This window comes from Pedobacter sp. (genome assembly GCF_965249885.1).
Classification (GTDB): Bacteria; Bacteroidota; Bacteroidia; order Sphingobacteriales; family Sphingobacteriaceae; genus Pedobacter.
Map to the genome: position 1 here is coordinate 2,136,266 of NZ_OZ252254.1, position 15,070 is coordinate 2,151,335.

General features: G+C 39.5%; 14 protein-coding genes. 6 read left to right on the forward strand and 8 right to left on the reverse strand.

Translation table 11 applies throughout. The annotated features are described in order from the left end of the window. Positions 1 to 565 precede the first annotated feature (565 nt). Complete coding sequence (locus tag ACY2A0_RS09065) at positions 566 to 1,330, reverse strand: nucleotidyl transferase AbiEii/AbiGii toxin family protein (protein ID WP_427532834.1); 765 nt, start codon at positions 1,328 to 1,330, stop codon at positions 566 to 568. Then, positions 1,330 to 1,611: a DUF6922 domain-containing protein gene (locus ACY2A0_RS09070; RefSeq protein WP_427532832.1), complete on the reverse strand. Its 282-nt coding sequence runs from the start codon at positions 1,609 to 1,611 to the stop codon at positions 1,330 to 1,332. The genes ACY2A0_RS09065 and ACY2A0_RS09070 overlap by 1 nt, the downstream gene beginning before the upstream one ends. A gap of 266 nt (positions 1,612 to 1,877) precedes the next feature. On the opposite strand from ACY2A0_RS09070, the gene ACY2A0_RS09075 reads away from it, so the two are divergent. Further along, entirely contained in the window at positions 1,878 to 3,170 is a 1,293-nt protein-coding gene (locus tag ACY2A0_RS09075; protein ID WP_461791402.1) for a hypothetical protein, read from the forward strand. 470 nt (positions 3,171 to 3,640) lie between these two features. Here the strand turns inward: ACY2A0_RS09075 and ACY2A0_RS09080 are convergent, their stop codons facing one another. Together ACY2A0_RS09080 and ACY2A0_RS09085 are read right to left on the reverse strand one after the other, a co-directional pair. Next, the gene (locus ACY2A0_RS09080; protein WP_461789176.1) at positions 3,641 to 4,456 is read right to left on the reverse strand and encodes a helix-turn-helix domain-containing protein; all 816 of its coding nucleotides are present in this window, start codon (positions 4,454 to 4,456) and stop codon (positions 3,641 to 3,643) included. Further along, entirely contained in the window at positions 4,435 to 5,529 is a 1,095-nt protein-coding gene (locus ACY2A0_RS09085; protein ID WP_461791403.1) for an MBL fold metallo-hydrolase, read from the reverse strand. Before ACY2A0_RS09085 ends, ACY2A0_RS09080 begins: the two co-directional genes overlap by 22 nt. Before the next feature lie 201 nt (positions 5,530 to 5,730). On the opposite strand from ACY2A0_RS09085, the gene ACY2A0_RS09090 reads away from it, so the two are divergent. Next, positions 5,731 to 7,827 carry a S9 family peptidase gene (locus ACY2A0_RS09090; RefSeq protein WP_461789178.1) on the forward strand — a complete coding sequence of 699 codons (2,097 nt, stop codon included), beginning with the start codon at positions 5,731 to 5,733 and terminating at the stop codon, positions 7,825 to 7,827. 45 nt (positions 7,828 to 7,872) lie between these two features. Here the strand turns inward: ACY2A0_RS09090 and ACY2A0_RS09095 are convergent, their stop codons facing one another. Next, a complete protein-coding gene (locus tag ACY2A0_RS09095) occupies positions 7,873 to 8,286 on the reverse strand; it encodes a hypothetical protein (RefSeq protein WP_461789179.1) in 414 nt (137 codons plus the stop codon). Positions 8,287 to 8,414: 128 nt separating this feature from the next. Between ACY2A0_RS09095 and ACY2A0_RS09100 the strand changes: the two genes are divergently transcribed. After that, complete coding sequence (locus ACY2A0_RS09100; RefSeq protein ID WP_461789180.1) at positions 8,415 to 9,761, forward strand: Gfo/Idh/MocA family protein; 1,347 nt, start codon at positions 8,415 to 8,417, stop codon at positions 9,759 to 9,761. Between the two features lie 34 nt (positions 9,762 to 9,795). Here the strand turns inward: ACY2A0_RS09100 and ACY2A0_RS09105 are convergent, their stop codons facing one another. Both ACY2A0_RS09105 and ACY2A0_RS09110 read right to left on the reverse strand, forming a co-directional pair. Then, the gene (locus ACY2A0_RS09105; protein ID WP_461789181.1) at positions 9,796 to 10,806 is read right to left on the reverse strand and encodes a LacI family DNA-binding transcriptional regulator; all 1,011 of its coding nucleotides are present in this window, start codon (positions 10,804 to 10,806) and stop codon (positions 9,796 to 9,798) included. 144 nt (positions 10,807 to 10,950) lie between these two features. Beyond that, a complete protein-coding gene (locus tag ACY2A0_RS09110; protein WP_113638496.1) occupies positions 10,951 to 11,298 on the reverse strand; it encodes a hypothetical protein in 348 nt (115 codons plus the stop codon). 164 nt (positions 11,299 to 11,462) lie between these two features. On the opposite strand from ACY2A0_RS09110, the gene ACY2A0_RS09115 reads away from it, so the two are divergent. Both ACY2A0_RS09115 and ACY2A0_RS09120 read left to right on the forward strand, forming a co-directional pair. Next, positions 11,463 to 11,993: a superoxide dismutase family protein gene (locus ACY2A0_RS09115; RefSeq protein WP_461789182.1), complete on the forward strand. Its 531-nt coding sequence runs from the start codon at positions 11,463 to 11,465 to the stop codon at positions 11,991 to 11,993. Between the two features lie 51 nt (positions 11,994 to 12,044). Next, positions 12,045 to 12,581 carry an ExbD/TolR family protein gene (locus tag ACY2A0_RS09120; protein WP_461789183.1) on the forward strand — a complete coding sequence of 179 codons (537 nt, stop codon included), beginning with the start codon at positions 12,045 to 12,047 and terminating at the stop codon, positions 12,579 to 12,581. 57 nt (positions 12,582 to 12,638) lie between these two features. Here ACY2A0_RS09120 and metK read toward each other — a convergent pair whose 3' ends face one another. Continuing rightward, on the reverse strand, positions 12,639 to 13,889 hold the full coding sequence (gene metK / locus ACY2A0_RS09125) for a methionine adenosyltransferase (RefSeq protein ID WP_461789184.1): 1,251 nt from the start codon (positions 13,887 to 13,889) through the stop codon (positions 12,639 to 12,641). A gap of 221 nt (positions 13,890 to 14,110) precedes the next feature. Between metK and ACY2A0_RS09130 the strand changes: the two genes are divergently transcribed. After that, a complete protein-coding gene (locus ACY2A0_RS09130; RefSeq protein WP_461789185.1) occupies positions 14,111 to 14,998 on the forward strand; it encodes a diacylglycerol/lipid kinase family protein in 888 nt (295 codons plus the stop codon). The last annotated feature ends 72 nt before the right edge of the window (positions 14,999 to 15,070 follow it).

A 15,070-nucleotide genomic window follows, 5' to 3' on the forward strand; every position in this document is an offset into this window, starting at 1 on the left:
CATGCCGCTGATAATACGATATTCGTAATCTTGTCTTCAGAGAATTTCAAGTAGCTATTCTTTCCAAAGCTCTTTGCTGTGCAAATGGCTACATCGCCTCCGTTTATACGCAAAAATCACTAATGATAATCTACTATATCAGAGCGGGCGGCAATTTTTCGATGTGAGACAAATTTAAGAAGTTCTAAAGCATGTCGGTGGGCCATTTAACCCAGAGTAATGATTTCTACGTTTAAACCCTTTTAAATCTCTCAAATGATGCCTGTTAAGCGAAATTAGGTGCCACTTTTAGTATATCCCCAGTCAAGGATTCGGTCCTGCACTTTTGCAGTTCCCCCAAATCATAAAGGCGTTTATGGAATGTGACTTGCAAATAGCTTTTTTATTGCGCTGAGAGCATGCAAAGGAATTTTTCAAAATCTGCCTATGTCGAAGAGTTGTAGATAGCGAGCTGGAAAATCTTTGTGATGAACACTCCTGGACTATCACTTAGCCAGTAGGCTATGTTTTTTCTATTGCTTAGTTTGATAGTTGCTTTGCAAATGATTGTAGAACTATCAATGTCTTAATTAAGTGGTGCTATAGAAGGAAAATCAATTCCTTTTTGTCCAAAATATTTTCTTATTTTGCTTCTATAGCTACTTCGTGCTACCTGCCAGTTTTTTTGCGTTTTCATAGGTACTACCCGGTGCTCAGCATGGCCGGGTCGAGATTGGCTAACGAGTGCTGTTTCTTCAAATTTTAAGAGAAGTAATGGATTTTCTATTGGACTAATTTCGCCATCGAGGTCAAAAATTGTTTTGTGCTGGTCGCTGCAAAACTTTTCCCGCTTACTTTTAAGTAAATCCATCAATTCAGCCAACGGGACGAGTTCTGTTATATAATCCAGATCATATACATCCTTTTGGCTGGCTCGGTTAGCTACCGCCATCAGCTTTAACAGCCCTATGTCACAAATACTTGCCATGCGCACTCCTTCAAGTTCCTCTATAACATCCACAAAATTGGCATTCTGCATTAGCTCTACTTTAATGGCATTTCCACCATTAATACGTACAAAAAAGCGCATAAACGTGAACTGATCACTTTCATCACATGGATAGGATAGACCAAAAATCCGATCTTTATAATAATCCTTCACTTGTTTCTCAATTTCGAGAAAACCTGCTTTTCCAATAATTCCAGAGAAGAAAAAGTCTATATCTATAGATTGTCTATGGGAAAATCTGATGGCGAGATTTGTTCCACCGCCCAATATTGCATGAGTCAATGATGGCAAACTCTGCAACTCTTTTATAGTCTGTAATAATTCTGCGGAAACTGCCGACATTAGAACCTCGAAAATTGCTTTACGTGGTATCTTTTGGCAACCAAATTACATACTTGATTGCTAATCCGTTCTTTAGTAGCCTTTAACTCTATCAAAATTTGTGCTCTTGTGTAGAGACTTTCTAGCGTCTTAATGTCATTCTCGAAACTATCTGCCGTGGTGGCAAAAAGGGCACGCGGGATAATAATATCCTTGTCCGATTTGACATCCAATTTGGACGCATCCATATCCCAAAAAAGATACGGAGGGAAGATATTCGATATGTTGACTGCTAGTGCCATTGAGACAAAGTTACAAAATTTATCAAAAACAAGCAATAATGTTGCCACTCTAAGTTTTTGATATAAAAAAGATTACCTGTTGCAACTTGCCATCAAGTCGGTAGATAACCATCTCGCTCTATCTAAAAAAGCAATAAGCTGAAGAAACGGATCAGTGTTGGGCAATTACAATTGCAGTTGGCGGATCCGCAATTAAATCAGTAGGTTTGCACCAAATGGAGTTGTGGGGCGGATAGATATAAATTTGCAAACTAAAACGATAAAATATGCTTAAAATTAACTGCTCAAAATCTATGGGCCTGCTAATTGCCCTAACCCTTTTATTTGGCGCTGGAAAAACGAAAGCCCAGACCGATCTTGCTGCTGGTGATCTGCTCTTTACTGGCTATGACGCCCAGCCTGGAATTACTACTACCGGGCCACGGTTTGATAGGATTTCATTTGTTGCACTGAAGAGGATAACAGTGGGAACGGTACTCTATTTTACCGATAGGGGCTATAAGGGAGGATGGTTTGCGGCCAACGCCAATACCGAGGGATCTATGTCCTTGACTACTACAGCAGTTGTTGAGGCCGGTAAAGAGGTGGTGCTGACACTTACTCCAGGTTTTTACGCCGCTACAGTTGATGGGTCCAGTATAGGTACGCCTGCGGCGGTTTCACCAAGGCTTTCTATGGGCAATACTGGAGACCAGTTCTTCATTTTCCAAAAGGGGGGAGGCGAACCTGATGGCGTTGGCGCTGTAATGATCGCTGGTCTGCACTGGAACACTGTGCAGTCGGGGAGTTTTGTACTGATCACCAGCAGTGCCGATTGGGACAACCTGAATATGGTTGGCCATCCTTCATCAACGCTCAGTACTACAAACTCAAATATCCCACCCGGCCTTGTAGCTGGAGAGAGCGCCTTTTTCATAGGAGCGCACTATACTGGAAGTAGTTACATCAACTATGAGTCAGCTAACTTCAATGGAGCTGGAAAGCCATATGCCAATGCGGCGGCGATCCGTTCGGCGGTGATGAATGTGGCCAACTGGACTAGGGTGCCATCCGGAAATGGAACGGCGGTTACAGTACCTACGGGACATTTTACCACGGTACTGCCCGTGACACTGCATAGCTTCTCTGCAAAATTTAATGCAGGAAGCTTAAAGTTGGACTGGAGAACATTGAGCGAATCCAATTGCGACCGTTTTGTGGTGGAGACTTCCAATGATGGCCGGTCGTGGACAGCACTGGCAACGGTGAAATCCAAGGCTACCGATGGTAACTCCGCTACGGCACTAGACTACAGCTTAGCTATTCCAATTGCTGGAACTGCTCTGGCAGGTTTTGGCATCTTTGGGCTGTTGCTATTGCCAGCCGTTCGAAAACGTTGGATGAAAGTGGGACTAATGATCTTCGCAGTATGCATAGTCGCTGCCTGCGCCAAGCAGGAAGTGAACGGAGAGGGCCTGGAAAAACTGGATGGGGCAAAAGCGCAGGTATATGTGCGTTTGGCACAGATCGATAAGGATGGCAAGGTAAATTACAGCGAGACGGTATTGGCCAAGAACTAGATTTATCCTAGGATTTAATAATTGAAGCCACTTAAGCGCTGTGTTATGTAGCTTTCGCTTTGTATTGGTTTTGTTCACTCCCCACCACTTAGGTTTTAAGGATTTTAATGGGCTATGTGGGATAATTTATTATATTTGTAATATAAATTGTTCATTGAAACTGATCCAAAAGGATTTAAATATTATGTTTACCAATTCGTTTACCACTTTTTTTGGTGATGAAATGGCAAAATGAAAGTAGCGCGAAAATAGTGGCTTCTAGGCGGTTTAAAGAGCGGAAGTTCCAGTCCCGTCCAGACCGCACAGAGCTAAAGTTCGGACCCCGTCCGGACCGCAAGAAACCCACTTAGAGATAATCTGAGTGGGTTTTTGCTTTTGCAGCCTTTTTTCCGCTCAATATCCTATTTAAAGTGAAGTGTATAATGGCGTAAGTTTTAATAGAATGCTATAGTCTTGCGCAATTGGCAAGCTTAGCCGATCAACTTACTCGGCGCATAGCCAAATAACTTTTTAAAGGCGAAGGAGAAGTGAGAAAGATCTTCAAATCCTAAATCCAGATAAATTTCGCTAGGTTTAAGCTGTTTCTTTTGGATAAGAAAATGCGCCTCCTTTAGTCGCTTTTTAACAATCCACCTGCTAGGTGTGTCAGCGAAAATTTTAAGGAAATCTCTTTTGAACGAAGAAAGGCTCCTTCCTGTTAAGTAGGCAAAACGCTCCAAGCCCACATTGAACTTGTAGTTTCTGTTCATGAAAGCTTCCAGGTTTATTTTTTGTGGAATACCAAAATCAAACAAAATATCGTCCAACTGCGGGTTTGTTTGTAGCAAAATTAACAATAGCTCTTCCCTTTTCAATAAATCGAAGGCTTCGTCAATTTGATGGCCAACGTTATAATACGGCATTAAAGAATACACAAAATTAGTAATCAATTGCGTTTTTGCCAGTTCAACAAAGGCACCTTTAGCTAAGGTATTGCCTTTATTGATTTGGTACTTTTGCTGAAAAGCTTTCAAGAAGGCTTCGTCAAATACCACAACAACTTTTTCAAATTCACCATTAAGCTCCTGTTTTGTATATCTTGCCAGATAATTTTTTCTGATCAAGCAGTATTCGCCTGATTTCATGGTGTACTTCGAGTCGCCATCGTAACCGGCTACTTCGCCTTTGGCCAAATACATAAAAATATGCTCCGGTATAAATTGTTCTGGAGATATTTCCGGTCCGATATAGCAGGAAGTTAGCTCAATAGTTCGTTGTGACGTATTTACTTTACTGTGTTCCACCATTGCTTAAACGTTTGGTGCTGGTTCTTTAAATCAACTATTTCGCCAATCATCGGTGTCACCAATGGTATCGTATCATTGTTAAGTTTAGTCAATTCTTTTAAAGGTTCATCCCACTCGTGTAAAGCCAGCATAAATTTTGAAGAGTGTACTGGAAATAACCTTTTAGCGCCTAAATCCTTTGCCGCTTGTAAAGTTTCATGAGGTAAGGTATGTATGGCTTGCCAAGCTACATTGTACTGTCCGTTTTCCATAATGGCTAAATCAATGGGGCCAAAGCGCTGCCCAATGGTTTTGAAGTGCGTGTCATAACCGCTATCTCCACCAATAAATATTTTGCCTACAGGAGTTTCCAATACATAGGATGTCCACAAGGTGTTATTTCTGGAGAATCCACGGCCAGAAAAATGCCTTCCCGGTACGGTATTGATTGTGAAGTTATCGGACAGCTGTACACTTTCATTCCAATCTTTTTCAATAAGCTGCTCAGCTTGATATCCCCAGTGCTCAAAATGTTCTCCAACCCCTAGGCCGCAAATCACTTTTCCAACTTTGCTGCGCAGGGCTACAATGGTTTCGTAATCCAAATGGTCGTAGTGGTCGTGACTAATGATTAAGTAATCGATATTCGGAAAATCGTTCACGCCGTAAACATCACTGCCTTTAAACGATTTGGTAGTGCCGGGCAAAGGCGATGCATTTCCGCTGAACACAGGATCAATTAAGAATCGTTTTCCATTGATTTGCATGAAATATGATGAATGCCCAAACCAAACCAGCACATCAGCCTCTTTCGGTAAATTTAACAGGTCTGTTTTAACCGAAGGTATGGGGTCGATAGGCTTGCGTCGTGGATGCTTTTTAAAGAACATGTCAACCAGGATACCCACCATCGAATATCCTTCTGTTAAATTTGGTGTGTAACTGATATTCTGAAATTTGCCATCTTTATAGTTTGGAGATTGCATCATGCGTTCTAAACGCTTGACGCTGGGCGCTTTTCCAAATTTAGGCAAACGCATATAGAAATAGGTAGAAATAGCAAGCAGAATGATGATGCCTAATAAAACGAACATGATGTATTTAAGAATTTTGAAGATTTTTTTCACCAATAATTATTGAAATTACCAATAGCAAAAGTGAATATAAAAAACGAGAATCACTTTGTTTAAAAGTCCAAATTTACTTTGTTTAAAGGTTCATAACTTATCTTGATAGTGTAATAATAGAAGTTTATTGCTAACTTCATCATTATTCCCAATCGTAATCCTTGCAGTATGTTAAAACGTCTTTCAGGTATCCTTTTAGCTTATTTCTGTATCGTTGCAACTTGTTTTGCACAGTCGTATAGCTTGTCTGATATACTTAAAACACCTTACATCTCTAACTTAGCGGCAAATCCAACTAACGGAGATGTTTTTTTTGTGGTGAACAAGTCGGGAATACGTAATGTGTACAAAAGTGCTCGCCCATACGCTAATACGCTACAGTTAACTAATTTTAGTGCCGACGATGGTCAGGAATTGTCCAATTTGAATATCAGTAAGGACGGAAAATGGGCAGTTTTCGTTCGCGGTGGCGATCATGGTGGAAATGGAACAGTTAGGCCAATTAATCCAAACTCTGGCACTGGCGTAACAAAAATCGCATTATATAGCATTAATTTATCGTCAGGTGAAGTGAAGCTTTTAAGTGAAGGCGATTATCCTGTAATTAATCCAAAATCTAATACCGTCGCTTTTGTCAATAGAGATCAGATCTGGTCAGTACCTATCGACGGAAATGCGGCAGCGAAACAGTTGTTTTATGTAAAAGGCAATCCGAGAGCAATGCAATGGTCGCCTAACGGGAAAAAGATAGCTTTTGCTTCTAGACGGGGTACACATAGTTTTATTGGGATCTTTGATGAATCAGCAGACCGAATTAATTGGATTGCGCCATCTTTCGAGCGTGATGATTTTCCGCAGTGGTCGCCCGATGGAAATAACATTGCCTTTATCAGACAACCGGCAACCGGCGGTAAAGTGGACTCGGTAACGGCAAGGAAACATAAGCCCTGGACTGTAATGGTAGCCGATGCAGAAGGTAAAAATGTAACTGAAATTTGGCGAGCGCCTAAAACTTTAGAAGGTTCATATCCAGCATGGCAAGGTGGTGCAAATTTGAGCTGGCCAACCGCTAATAGTCTTGTTTTCTTGAGTTATCAGGATGGATGGCCACATCTTTACTCAGTACAGCCGAATGGTAAAAATTTCTTACAACTAACCAAAGGCAATTTTACTGTAGATCAAGTTAATTTTAGCGAAGATGGTAAACAAATCACTTTTGCGGCCAACTTTGGAAATGACATAAAGGACATCGACAGAAAGCATATTGGCATTGTTAATACTGATGGTACTCAATTCAAAATGCTTACAAAAGGTGATCACATTGGTTCGAATCCAATTTTTATCAATGCTAATAAACAGATTGCATACATTCACAGCACTTCAACGCAACCTCCAGCTCCAGCAGTTCTAGATGTAGCGAAACAGTCCATTACCGTTAACATTGCTGCAGAGTTTTTTAAAGGCTTTGATTATTCTAAGCTTGCAAATCCACAACAAGCAGTGTTAAAATCAGCAGATAACTTCCAGCTTTATGCGCAACTGTTTAAGCCAAAAAATGTGAAAGGCAAAATGCCTGCAGTGGTTTATGTTCACGGTGGCCCACGCCGACAAATGTTTTTAGGTTGGCATTTTATGGATTATTATTTCTACGATTATGCTGTAAACCAATTTTTAGCAAGTAAAGGTATTGCGGTATTGGCCGTAAACTACAGAATGGGCACCGGCTATGGCTATCAGTTTCAAAATCCTGATAGTGTAGGCGTTTTGGGAGCTTTTGAATATAAGGATATTTTAGCCGCAGGGAAATGGCTCGCTCAGCAAAAAGATATAGATGTAGATAGAATTGGCGTATTTGGCGGCTCTTATGGCGGTTATTTAACAGCGTTTGCATTGGCAAAAAATTCGGATATCTTTAAAGTTGGGGTAGATATTCATGGCGTACATAATCGTGAAGTAAGGAAAACAGATGAGCCTCTTCCTCCAGATGCTTCCTTAGCAGCACAATTGGCATGGAACTCTTCACCTTCGAAATACGTGGATACTTGGAAATCACCAGTTTTGATTATCCATGGCGACGATGATCAAAATGTGGCTTTTACACAAAGTCTAGATTTGGTTAACCGATTGAAGGAGCAAAACGTCAAAGTGGAATATTTGGTAGTTCCAGATGAAACACATCACTGGATGGTATTTTCTAATCTTTTAACAGTGAAAAACGCAGCGGCGGAATTTTTAATGAAGTACCTTTTACCCTCAACTAAATAGCGTAATTGCGTCAACTAATTGTTATTCACAGTAAAGATCACTATGTTAGCGATAATGCTTAAAGAAGAGCCTGCCTAACAAATCCCAAAGCCATCTGTTGCTATCCACTGCGCTTTCTCCACAATCAACCACGCCGCTTCTGAATGCGACAAATTTGGTGAGCTTTTGTATGGGTTTAAATTTAATACGCCTTTTAACCCTAATGGATATACGGTAAGCAATTAAATGTCCCCAAATTTCTGCAACAAACGAATCGTTGGATATAAGGAGATTTTGGCCGAAAAGTTCGTGGTAACGCACCTTAATCATAGCGATCAAGCTACTGCTTGAACGATACAAATACTTTAAATCTTCGCCGTGCTCAAATGGTGTAAAATCAATACTTACAACAAATTTGTTAAAGTTAACTTTGATGTTGAAATGCCCAATTTGATAAACGTGACTGAAAGTTTTTTCCATACTAATTTAAGATAGCTTAAAGAATGATATCAAACGTTTGCGTAGCAAATATGCAATGCACCGTGCTGTTTCCTTTGTCATTTTTTATAATTTAACCGAAAATTATACCACCAAACAAAACCAAATGTATGGAAAGAAGAGACTTTATTAAAACCGGTGCACTTGCGTCAGCAAGCTTCAGTATTTTACCTTCTGGAGCATTATTTGCAAAAGATACACAAAAAGTTCGTTTAGGTTACATTGGTGTGGGCGCTAGGGGGATGAATCACATTAATGCGGGTTTACTAAGGGATGATGTGGAAATTGTAGCTATTTGCGACACGCAGGAAAGCTCCTTAAAAATCTGTAGAGCTGCCATTGCAAAATCAGGCAAAGCTGCAGCAAAAGAATACACTGGCTCTTTAGATGCTTATAAAGCACTGCTAGATCGTAAAGATATTGATGGCGTAATCATCTCCACACCGTGGCAATTTCACTGCGAGCAGTCGATTTATGCTATGAATGCTGGAAAATACGTTGGCTGCGAAGTAATTGCAGGCTTAACGGTAAAAGAACATTGGGATATTGTACGTGCGTCAGAAAAAACCGGTATGCCTTACATGACACTGGAAAATGTTTGCTACCGTAGGGATGTGCTTGCTGCACTTAACATGGTAAGGCAAAATGTTTTTGGAGAGTTGGTGCATTTGGAAGGTGGCTATCAGCACGACTTAAGAGAAGTGCTATTTAATAATGGCAAACAATATTATGGTGGTGGTGTAGAGTTTGGTCCAAATGCCTTAAGTGAAGCGCAATGGCGCACCCAGTTCAATATCGATGTTGATGGTGATTTGTATCCTACGCATGGTGTTGGACCAATTATGCAGTGCATTAACATTAACAGAGGCAACCGATTTACGAATTTGGTATCGTTTAGCTCAAAAGCCAGAGGTTTAGCCAGTTATGTAGAGTCAAAATCTCCTGGTCATCCAAATGCAAAGATCAATTATAAAAACGGCGATGTTACCACCACCTTGATCAATTGTGCTAATGGCGAAACTGTAATGTTAACACACGATACTCACTTGCCGCGTCCTTATTCATTGGGCTTCAGGGTACAGGGCACTAATGGTTTGTGGATGGATGTCAATAAATCGGTTCATATCGAGGGAGTGTCTAAACCGCATAGTTGGGACAAAGCGGAGGACTGGTTCAAAAAATATGACCATCCACTATGGAAGAAATATGAAAGCAATGCACTTGGCGCAGGTCATGGCGGCATGGATTGGTTTGTTTTCAATGCCTTTGTAATTGCGGTGCGAGATAAAAAGCAAACACCAATTGATGTTTATGATTCAGTAACGATGAGTGTAATTACGCCGCTTTCCACAAAATCCTTAAAAGAAGGAAATAAACCGCAACAATTTCCGGATTTTACGGCAGGTAAGTGGAAGGAGCGGAAAAATACGTTTGCTTTGGATGATAGCGGCTGCTAAAGTCGCTAAGTTTTACCAGCTGATTATTAATAGCTTACTGGTGCTCCCTTAATTCTGGCTCTATTACAATTTTATAAAATCCTTGCTCAGCATCATCTTTGTTCTTGATTAAATCCAACAAGGTATTAATTGCCCTTTGTCCTTGTATTGCCGGGAACTGCTCCACTGATGCTAGAGGTGGATATTGCATGTATTTGGTAATTGGTGCATTTGAAAAGCTCACAAACTCAATATCGTCATTTACTTTGATGCCCAGCTTTAGCGCTTCCTTAATAGCAAAAGCGGTTACATAATCATTAAAGCCTACAATTGCTGTTGGCTTACGTTTATGTTTTACTAGTGTTTGTAATGCTTCAATTGTTCCTGATTCACTTAAATCGCAGTTCACAACAAAAGTTGGATCAAACTTTAGCCTGTTTTTTTGCATCGCTTTAATATAGCCTTCCTTTCTTTGCCCGCTAGAAACTAAAGATTGAGGGCCGTTGACTAAACCAATATTTCGATGACCTCGCTTGAGTAAATAATTTACAGCTTCCATACTCCCAGCTTCTATATTACTCGCCACATAATTAATGTTTTTTAGCGGAGGTACTCTATCGAAATAAACTACTGGAATTCCATAATTTTTTAATAGCTCAAAGTGATCGAAATTCTTGGTGTTTTTAGCCACAGAAACTAATAGCCCGTCAATTCGATGGCTTCTCATTTTTTCTACCAACAGTTTTTCCCGATTTTCATCATCGTGAGATTGAGCAACCATCAAAGTGTAATTACTATCGTAAGCGATATCTTCAATGGCACTTATCGCCTCTGCAAAAAAGGATTCTTCCAATTCAGGCAATATCACACCAATCGTAAAAGTCTTACCTTGCTGAAAAAATATGGCCGTCTGGTTAGGCTCATAACCTAACTCTGCAGCCGTTTCCCTCACTCTTTGTTGTGTAGCAGCACTAATACTACGGTGTTGATGTAAAGCTCTTGATACGGTAGAGAAAGATAGATTAAGTTTTTTTGCAATCTCTTTAATGGTAACAGGCTTTTTCATTTATTTCGTTAGGTTTAACAAAAATGGGTGTTGCCTTAAAGATAGTTAATCTTGCCTAAAATTTGACTTAAGAAATAAAAAAGCCCATTAATTTGGGGTTAATGGGCTATTAATTAGTTTTTTGGGAGATTTCTATTGATTATCTCACTTGAACAGTTCTTGCTCATCTCTATCGGCAGTATTGATTTTTTTAAGGAAGTCTGCAAATGCTGCTCCATCGTTATCCGAATATGCACCGTAGGCATCCAAAATATATCCAATGTTCTTATCATTATCTTCTACTAAATAAAGTACAGAGTTATCCGCCGGATCCGACATTCCCTCAAACCTATAGGTTTTTACTATAGTTAGGTCATCGGTACTGTAAATTCTGTTCAAATCTTTTGATTGCATTTTACCGTGATCGGTCATCTTTAACTCGTGATCTATGCCTTTTTTTCTTAGTTTCTCTAAGATTTGGCTAAGGGTATTCATTTCAACTGGCTGTTCCATAATCGTTAAATTTATAAGTTAAAAACAACCATTTAAGCGAATGGTTTTGCACTAACTACCTAAAATGAACCGTCTTTACAAACCAAATCGAAATCGACTTGTTGTAAATTAACCACTTATATACGTTCAAAGTCAATCAATAGAACTCTAATTAAATAATTTAAATGATGAAAAAGTACCTTTCTTACGCCCTACTCTTAATAAGTGTTTCAATTGTTAGTTGTAAAACAGAGGATAAAAAAGTAGCGGCGGCTACATTAAATGCCACGTCAAATAATGCCGAAATAGGCAAAGTTGAGTTTTTTCAAATGTCTGATGGGAAAGTCAAGATGGATATGGAAATTAATCTTCCTGAAAAAGCGGATAGCAGCGTAGCAGTTCATTTTCACGAGCACGGCGATTGCGGTAACATGGGGGAAAATACTCATGGGCACTGGAACCCTACCAACGAACAGCATGGCAAATGGGATTCTGAAAGTTTTCACTCGGGTGATATCGGTAACATATCCCTTGATAGCAAAGGGCAGGCTAAAATATCAATAAGCAGTAATAGATGGAGCGTTGCAGCAGATGAACCTAGCAATATCATCGGCAGGGGAATTATAGTACACGGAGGCATTGATGATTACGAAACACAACCTACAGGAAATTCCGGACCTCGTATAGGATGTGGGGTAATTACTGCCATTAAGTAAAATCTTTATGGAATAAATTGAGTGTAGCCATCATCTTTAAAAAATGAACTAATGGCTACTCTTAATGTTCCTCAAAACGGCAAGGCCGTAAAAGGAAGTACTCGCAAACCTGTAATGGGTGTGGATTTAACTGCAATGGTTGATCTAGCTTTTCTACTCATTACGTTTTTTATGCTCACCACTTCGTTAGGTAAGATGAATGCAATGGATATCGCAAAGCCTGATCCAACAGCTAATACGCAAGTCAGAACACCCTATCCAGCATCAAAAACAATGACCATTTTATTAGGAAAAGATAACCAACTGGCTTTTTATATGGGCGAAGCCAGTAATAGTCTAATGAAGGTGGCAAATTTCTCGCAAATACGGAAGGCGATTTTGGAGCAAAGCGCTTTAGTCGCTAAAGATCATCAAAATTCAAAATTCAAAGACCTGTATGTCATCATTAAGCCCACAAGCACTTCGGTTTATAAAAACTTTGTAGACATTTTAGATGAAATGCAAATCAATAAAATTAAATCCTACGCTATTGACGATAAGTATATACTCGATGAGGAAAAAAGTTTTATGAAAGCTAAAGGAATATAGCTTTAAAAAGAAATCACCTGGCCATATCCGTAGTGTTGTGCCAGGTGATTTTTGATCTTATAAACCAAATGCGGTTTTAACTTGGTCAACATAATCCAGTTTTTCCCAAGTAAATAACTCTACATTTAAGGTTTTTTGTTCGCCATTTGGCGATTTAAAAGTCTTAGTAACTGTTTCCGATTTGCGGCCCATGTGTCCGTAGGCAGCAGTTTCACTATAAATCGGGTTTCTTAATTTCAAGCGCTGCTCAATAAAGTAAGGGCGCATGTCAAAAATATCCTCTACAATTTTGGCAATCTCGCCATCGGTTTTACCTACTTTGCTTGTGCCGTAAGTGTTAATGTAAATTCCCATTGGTTTAGCTACGCCAATAGCATAAGAAACCTGTACCAAAATTTCATCGGCTACGCCAGCTGCAACTAAGTTTTTAGCAATGTGACGTGTAGCATAAGCCGCACTTCTATCTACTTTACTTGGATCTTTACCTGAGAAAGCACCACCACCATGAGCACCTTTGCCACCGTAAGTATCTACAATAATTTTTCTTCCAGTTAAGCCAGTATCACCGTGAGGCCCGCCAATTACAAACTTACCTGTTGGGTTAATATGATATTGAATTTGATCATTGAATAAATGTGCGTATTGCGGATTGCTTTCAATAATTCTAGGAATCAAGATGTTGATGATATCTTCTTTGATTTTTGCCAACATTGCAGGTTCATCAGCAAAGTCATCATGCTGAGTAGAAATTACAATAGCATCAATTCTTACTGGTTTGTTGTTGTCATCGTACTCCAACGTAACTTGCGATTTAGCATCTGGACGTAAATAAGTGATTTCCTTGTTTTCACGTCTCAAAACAGCAAGCTCTTGTAATAATTTGTGCGACAAGTTTAAAGCCAAAGGCATAAAATCTTCAGTTTCGTTGGTAGCATAACCAAACATCATTCCTTGATCGCCGGCACCTTGCTCTTCTTTAGTGGTTCTATCAACACCTTGGTTAATATCCGCAGATTGCTCGTGAATAGCAGAAAGCACACCACATGATTTTGCTTCGAACATATACTCGCTTTTGGTGTAACCGATTTTTTCGATCACATCTCTAGCAATTTGTTGTACATCCAAATATGTTTTTGACTTCACTTCGCCTGCTAAAATTACCTGACCAGTAGTAACTAAGGTTTCGCAAGCCACTTTCGAATCTGCATCAAAAGCTAAAAAGTTATCAATTAGAGCGTCAGAAATTTGGTCAGCAATTTTATCTGGGTGACCTTCAGATACTGATTCTGATGTAAATAAATAAGACATCTTAAAATTTTATTAAATAAAAAAACAATAAAAGTTAAAATGGCTGGCTACCCAAATAGGCTGGTAAATAGAAGTGTAGAAATAAATTAGCACTTTTTTTTACGTGGTTGCAATCCATCCAAAACTAGGGATGAGCAAATCAGTCCACTCTAACGCCGCAAAACTACTACAATAAATTTTAATACTCAAAAATTATCAATTATTTTGTGCGCTAATTATTTATGTCGGTGAGCAAGTCCAATATCCTATTTGTCATTAATCCTATTTCGGGCGGTAAAAAGAAATCTACTTTGCCGGCTTTGATAGATAAATATCTTGACAAGGAAAAATTTGCACCTATTTACACCTTTACTGAATATGTGGGGCATGCCGCTGAGCTTGCCGAAGAGGCAGAAAAGAAAAATTACGACATCATTGTGGCTGTAGGGGGCGATGGGACTATCAATGAGGTAGCAAGTAAATTGGTGCATAGTGATAAAGTACTGGGTATTGTACCATTTGGCTCAGGCAACGGTTTGGCCAGGTTCTTAAAAATCCCTCTTGATCCCAAAAAGGCCATTGCTTTAATTAATGCAGCACAGTCCCAAACTATTGATACTGCCGAGCTAAACGGTAAAAAGTTCTTTAATATGGCAGGAATGGGTTTTGATGCCCATTTGAGTTCGGTTTTTGCCGGCAACAAAAAACGAGGCTTAAAAAGCTATGTGGAATTAGGATTTAAAGAAATCACCACCTACAAAGCACAGCCTTATCGGATTGAGATAGATGGCGTGAAGCACGATAAGCCAGCATTTGCGATCAGTATCGCTAACTCATCTCAATACGGCAACAATGTATATATATCGCCTAAATCTTCACTAACTGATGGCTATTTGGATGTTTGTATCATTCATCCTATATCCTTACTAAAGTTACCTTTGTTGGCTTTCCAAATGATCACCGCAAAAACACACCAGTCAAGCTTGGTAAAAATTATCAGAGGAAAACACATTCGTATTGAGCGCAATGCCCCGGATGCGGTACATTTAGATGGCGAGCCGCTTCAGTTAGGCGAAATGCTGGAAATAAAAATAGTGCCTGCTTCGTTAAATGTTTTAACGCAGCCTTAGAAATTCAAACTGATACAAGATGGGTGACTAATACACCAATCAACTAGTGAACTAATAACCATTGTAGATAGC

Coding starts and splice junctions, on each gene's coding strand:
- ACY2A0_RS09065 (WP_427532834.1), bottom strand. CDS start 1,330: ATGTCGGCAGTTTCCGCAGAATTATTACAGACTATAAAAGAGTTGCAG.
- ACY2A0_RS09070 (WP_427532832.1), bottom strand. CDS start 1,611: ATGGCACTAGCAGTCAACATATCGAATATCTTCCCTCCGTATCTTTTT.
- ACY2A0_RS09075 (WP_461791402.1), top strand. CDS start 1,878: ATGCTTAAAATTAACTGCTCAAAATCTATGGGCCTGCTAATTGCCCTA.
- ACY2A0_RS09080 (WP_461789176.1), bottom strand. CDS start 4,456: ATGGTGGAACACAGTAAAGTAAATACGTCACAACGAACTATTGAGCTA.
- ACY2A0_RS09085 (WP_461791403.1), bottom strand. CDS start 5,529: ATGTTCGTTTTATTAGGCATCATCATTCTGCTTGCTATTTCTACCTAT.
- ACY2A0_RS09090 (WP_461789178.1), top strand. CDS start 5,731: ATGTTAAAACGTCTTTCAGGTATCCTTTTAGCTTATTTCTGTATCGTT.
- ACY2A0_RS09095 (WP_461789179.1), bottom strand. CDS start 8,286: ATGGAAAAAACTTTCAGTCACGTTTATCAAATTGGGCATTTCAACATC.
- ACY2A0_RS09100 (WP_461789180.1), top strand. CDS start 8,415: ATGGAAAGAAGAGACTTTATTAAAACCGGTGCACTTGCGTCAGCAAGC.
- ACY2A0_RS09105 (WP_461789181.1), bottom strand. CDS start 10,806: ATGAAAAAGCCTGTTACCATTAAAGAGATTGCAAAAAAACTTAATCTA.
- ACY2A0_RS09110 (WP_113638496.1), bottom strand. CDS start 11,298: ATGGAACAGCCAGTTGAAATGAATACCCTTAGCCAAATCTTAGAGAAA.
- ACY2A0_RS09115 (WP_461789182.1), top strand. CDS start 11,463: ATGATGAAAAAGTACCTTTCTTACGCCCTACTCTTAATAAGTGTTTCA.
- ACY2A0_RS09120 (WP_461789183.1), top strand. CDS start 12,045: ATGGCTACTCTTAATGTTCCTCAAAACGGCAAGGCCGTAAAAGGAAGT.
- metK (WP_461789184.1), bottom strand. CDS start 13,889: ATGTCTTATTTATTTACATCAGAATCAGTATCTGAAGGTCACCCAGAT.
- ACY2A0_RS09130 (WP_461789185.1), top strand. CDS start 14,111: ATGTCGGTGAGCAAGTCCAATATCCTATTTGTCATTAATCCTATTTCG.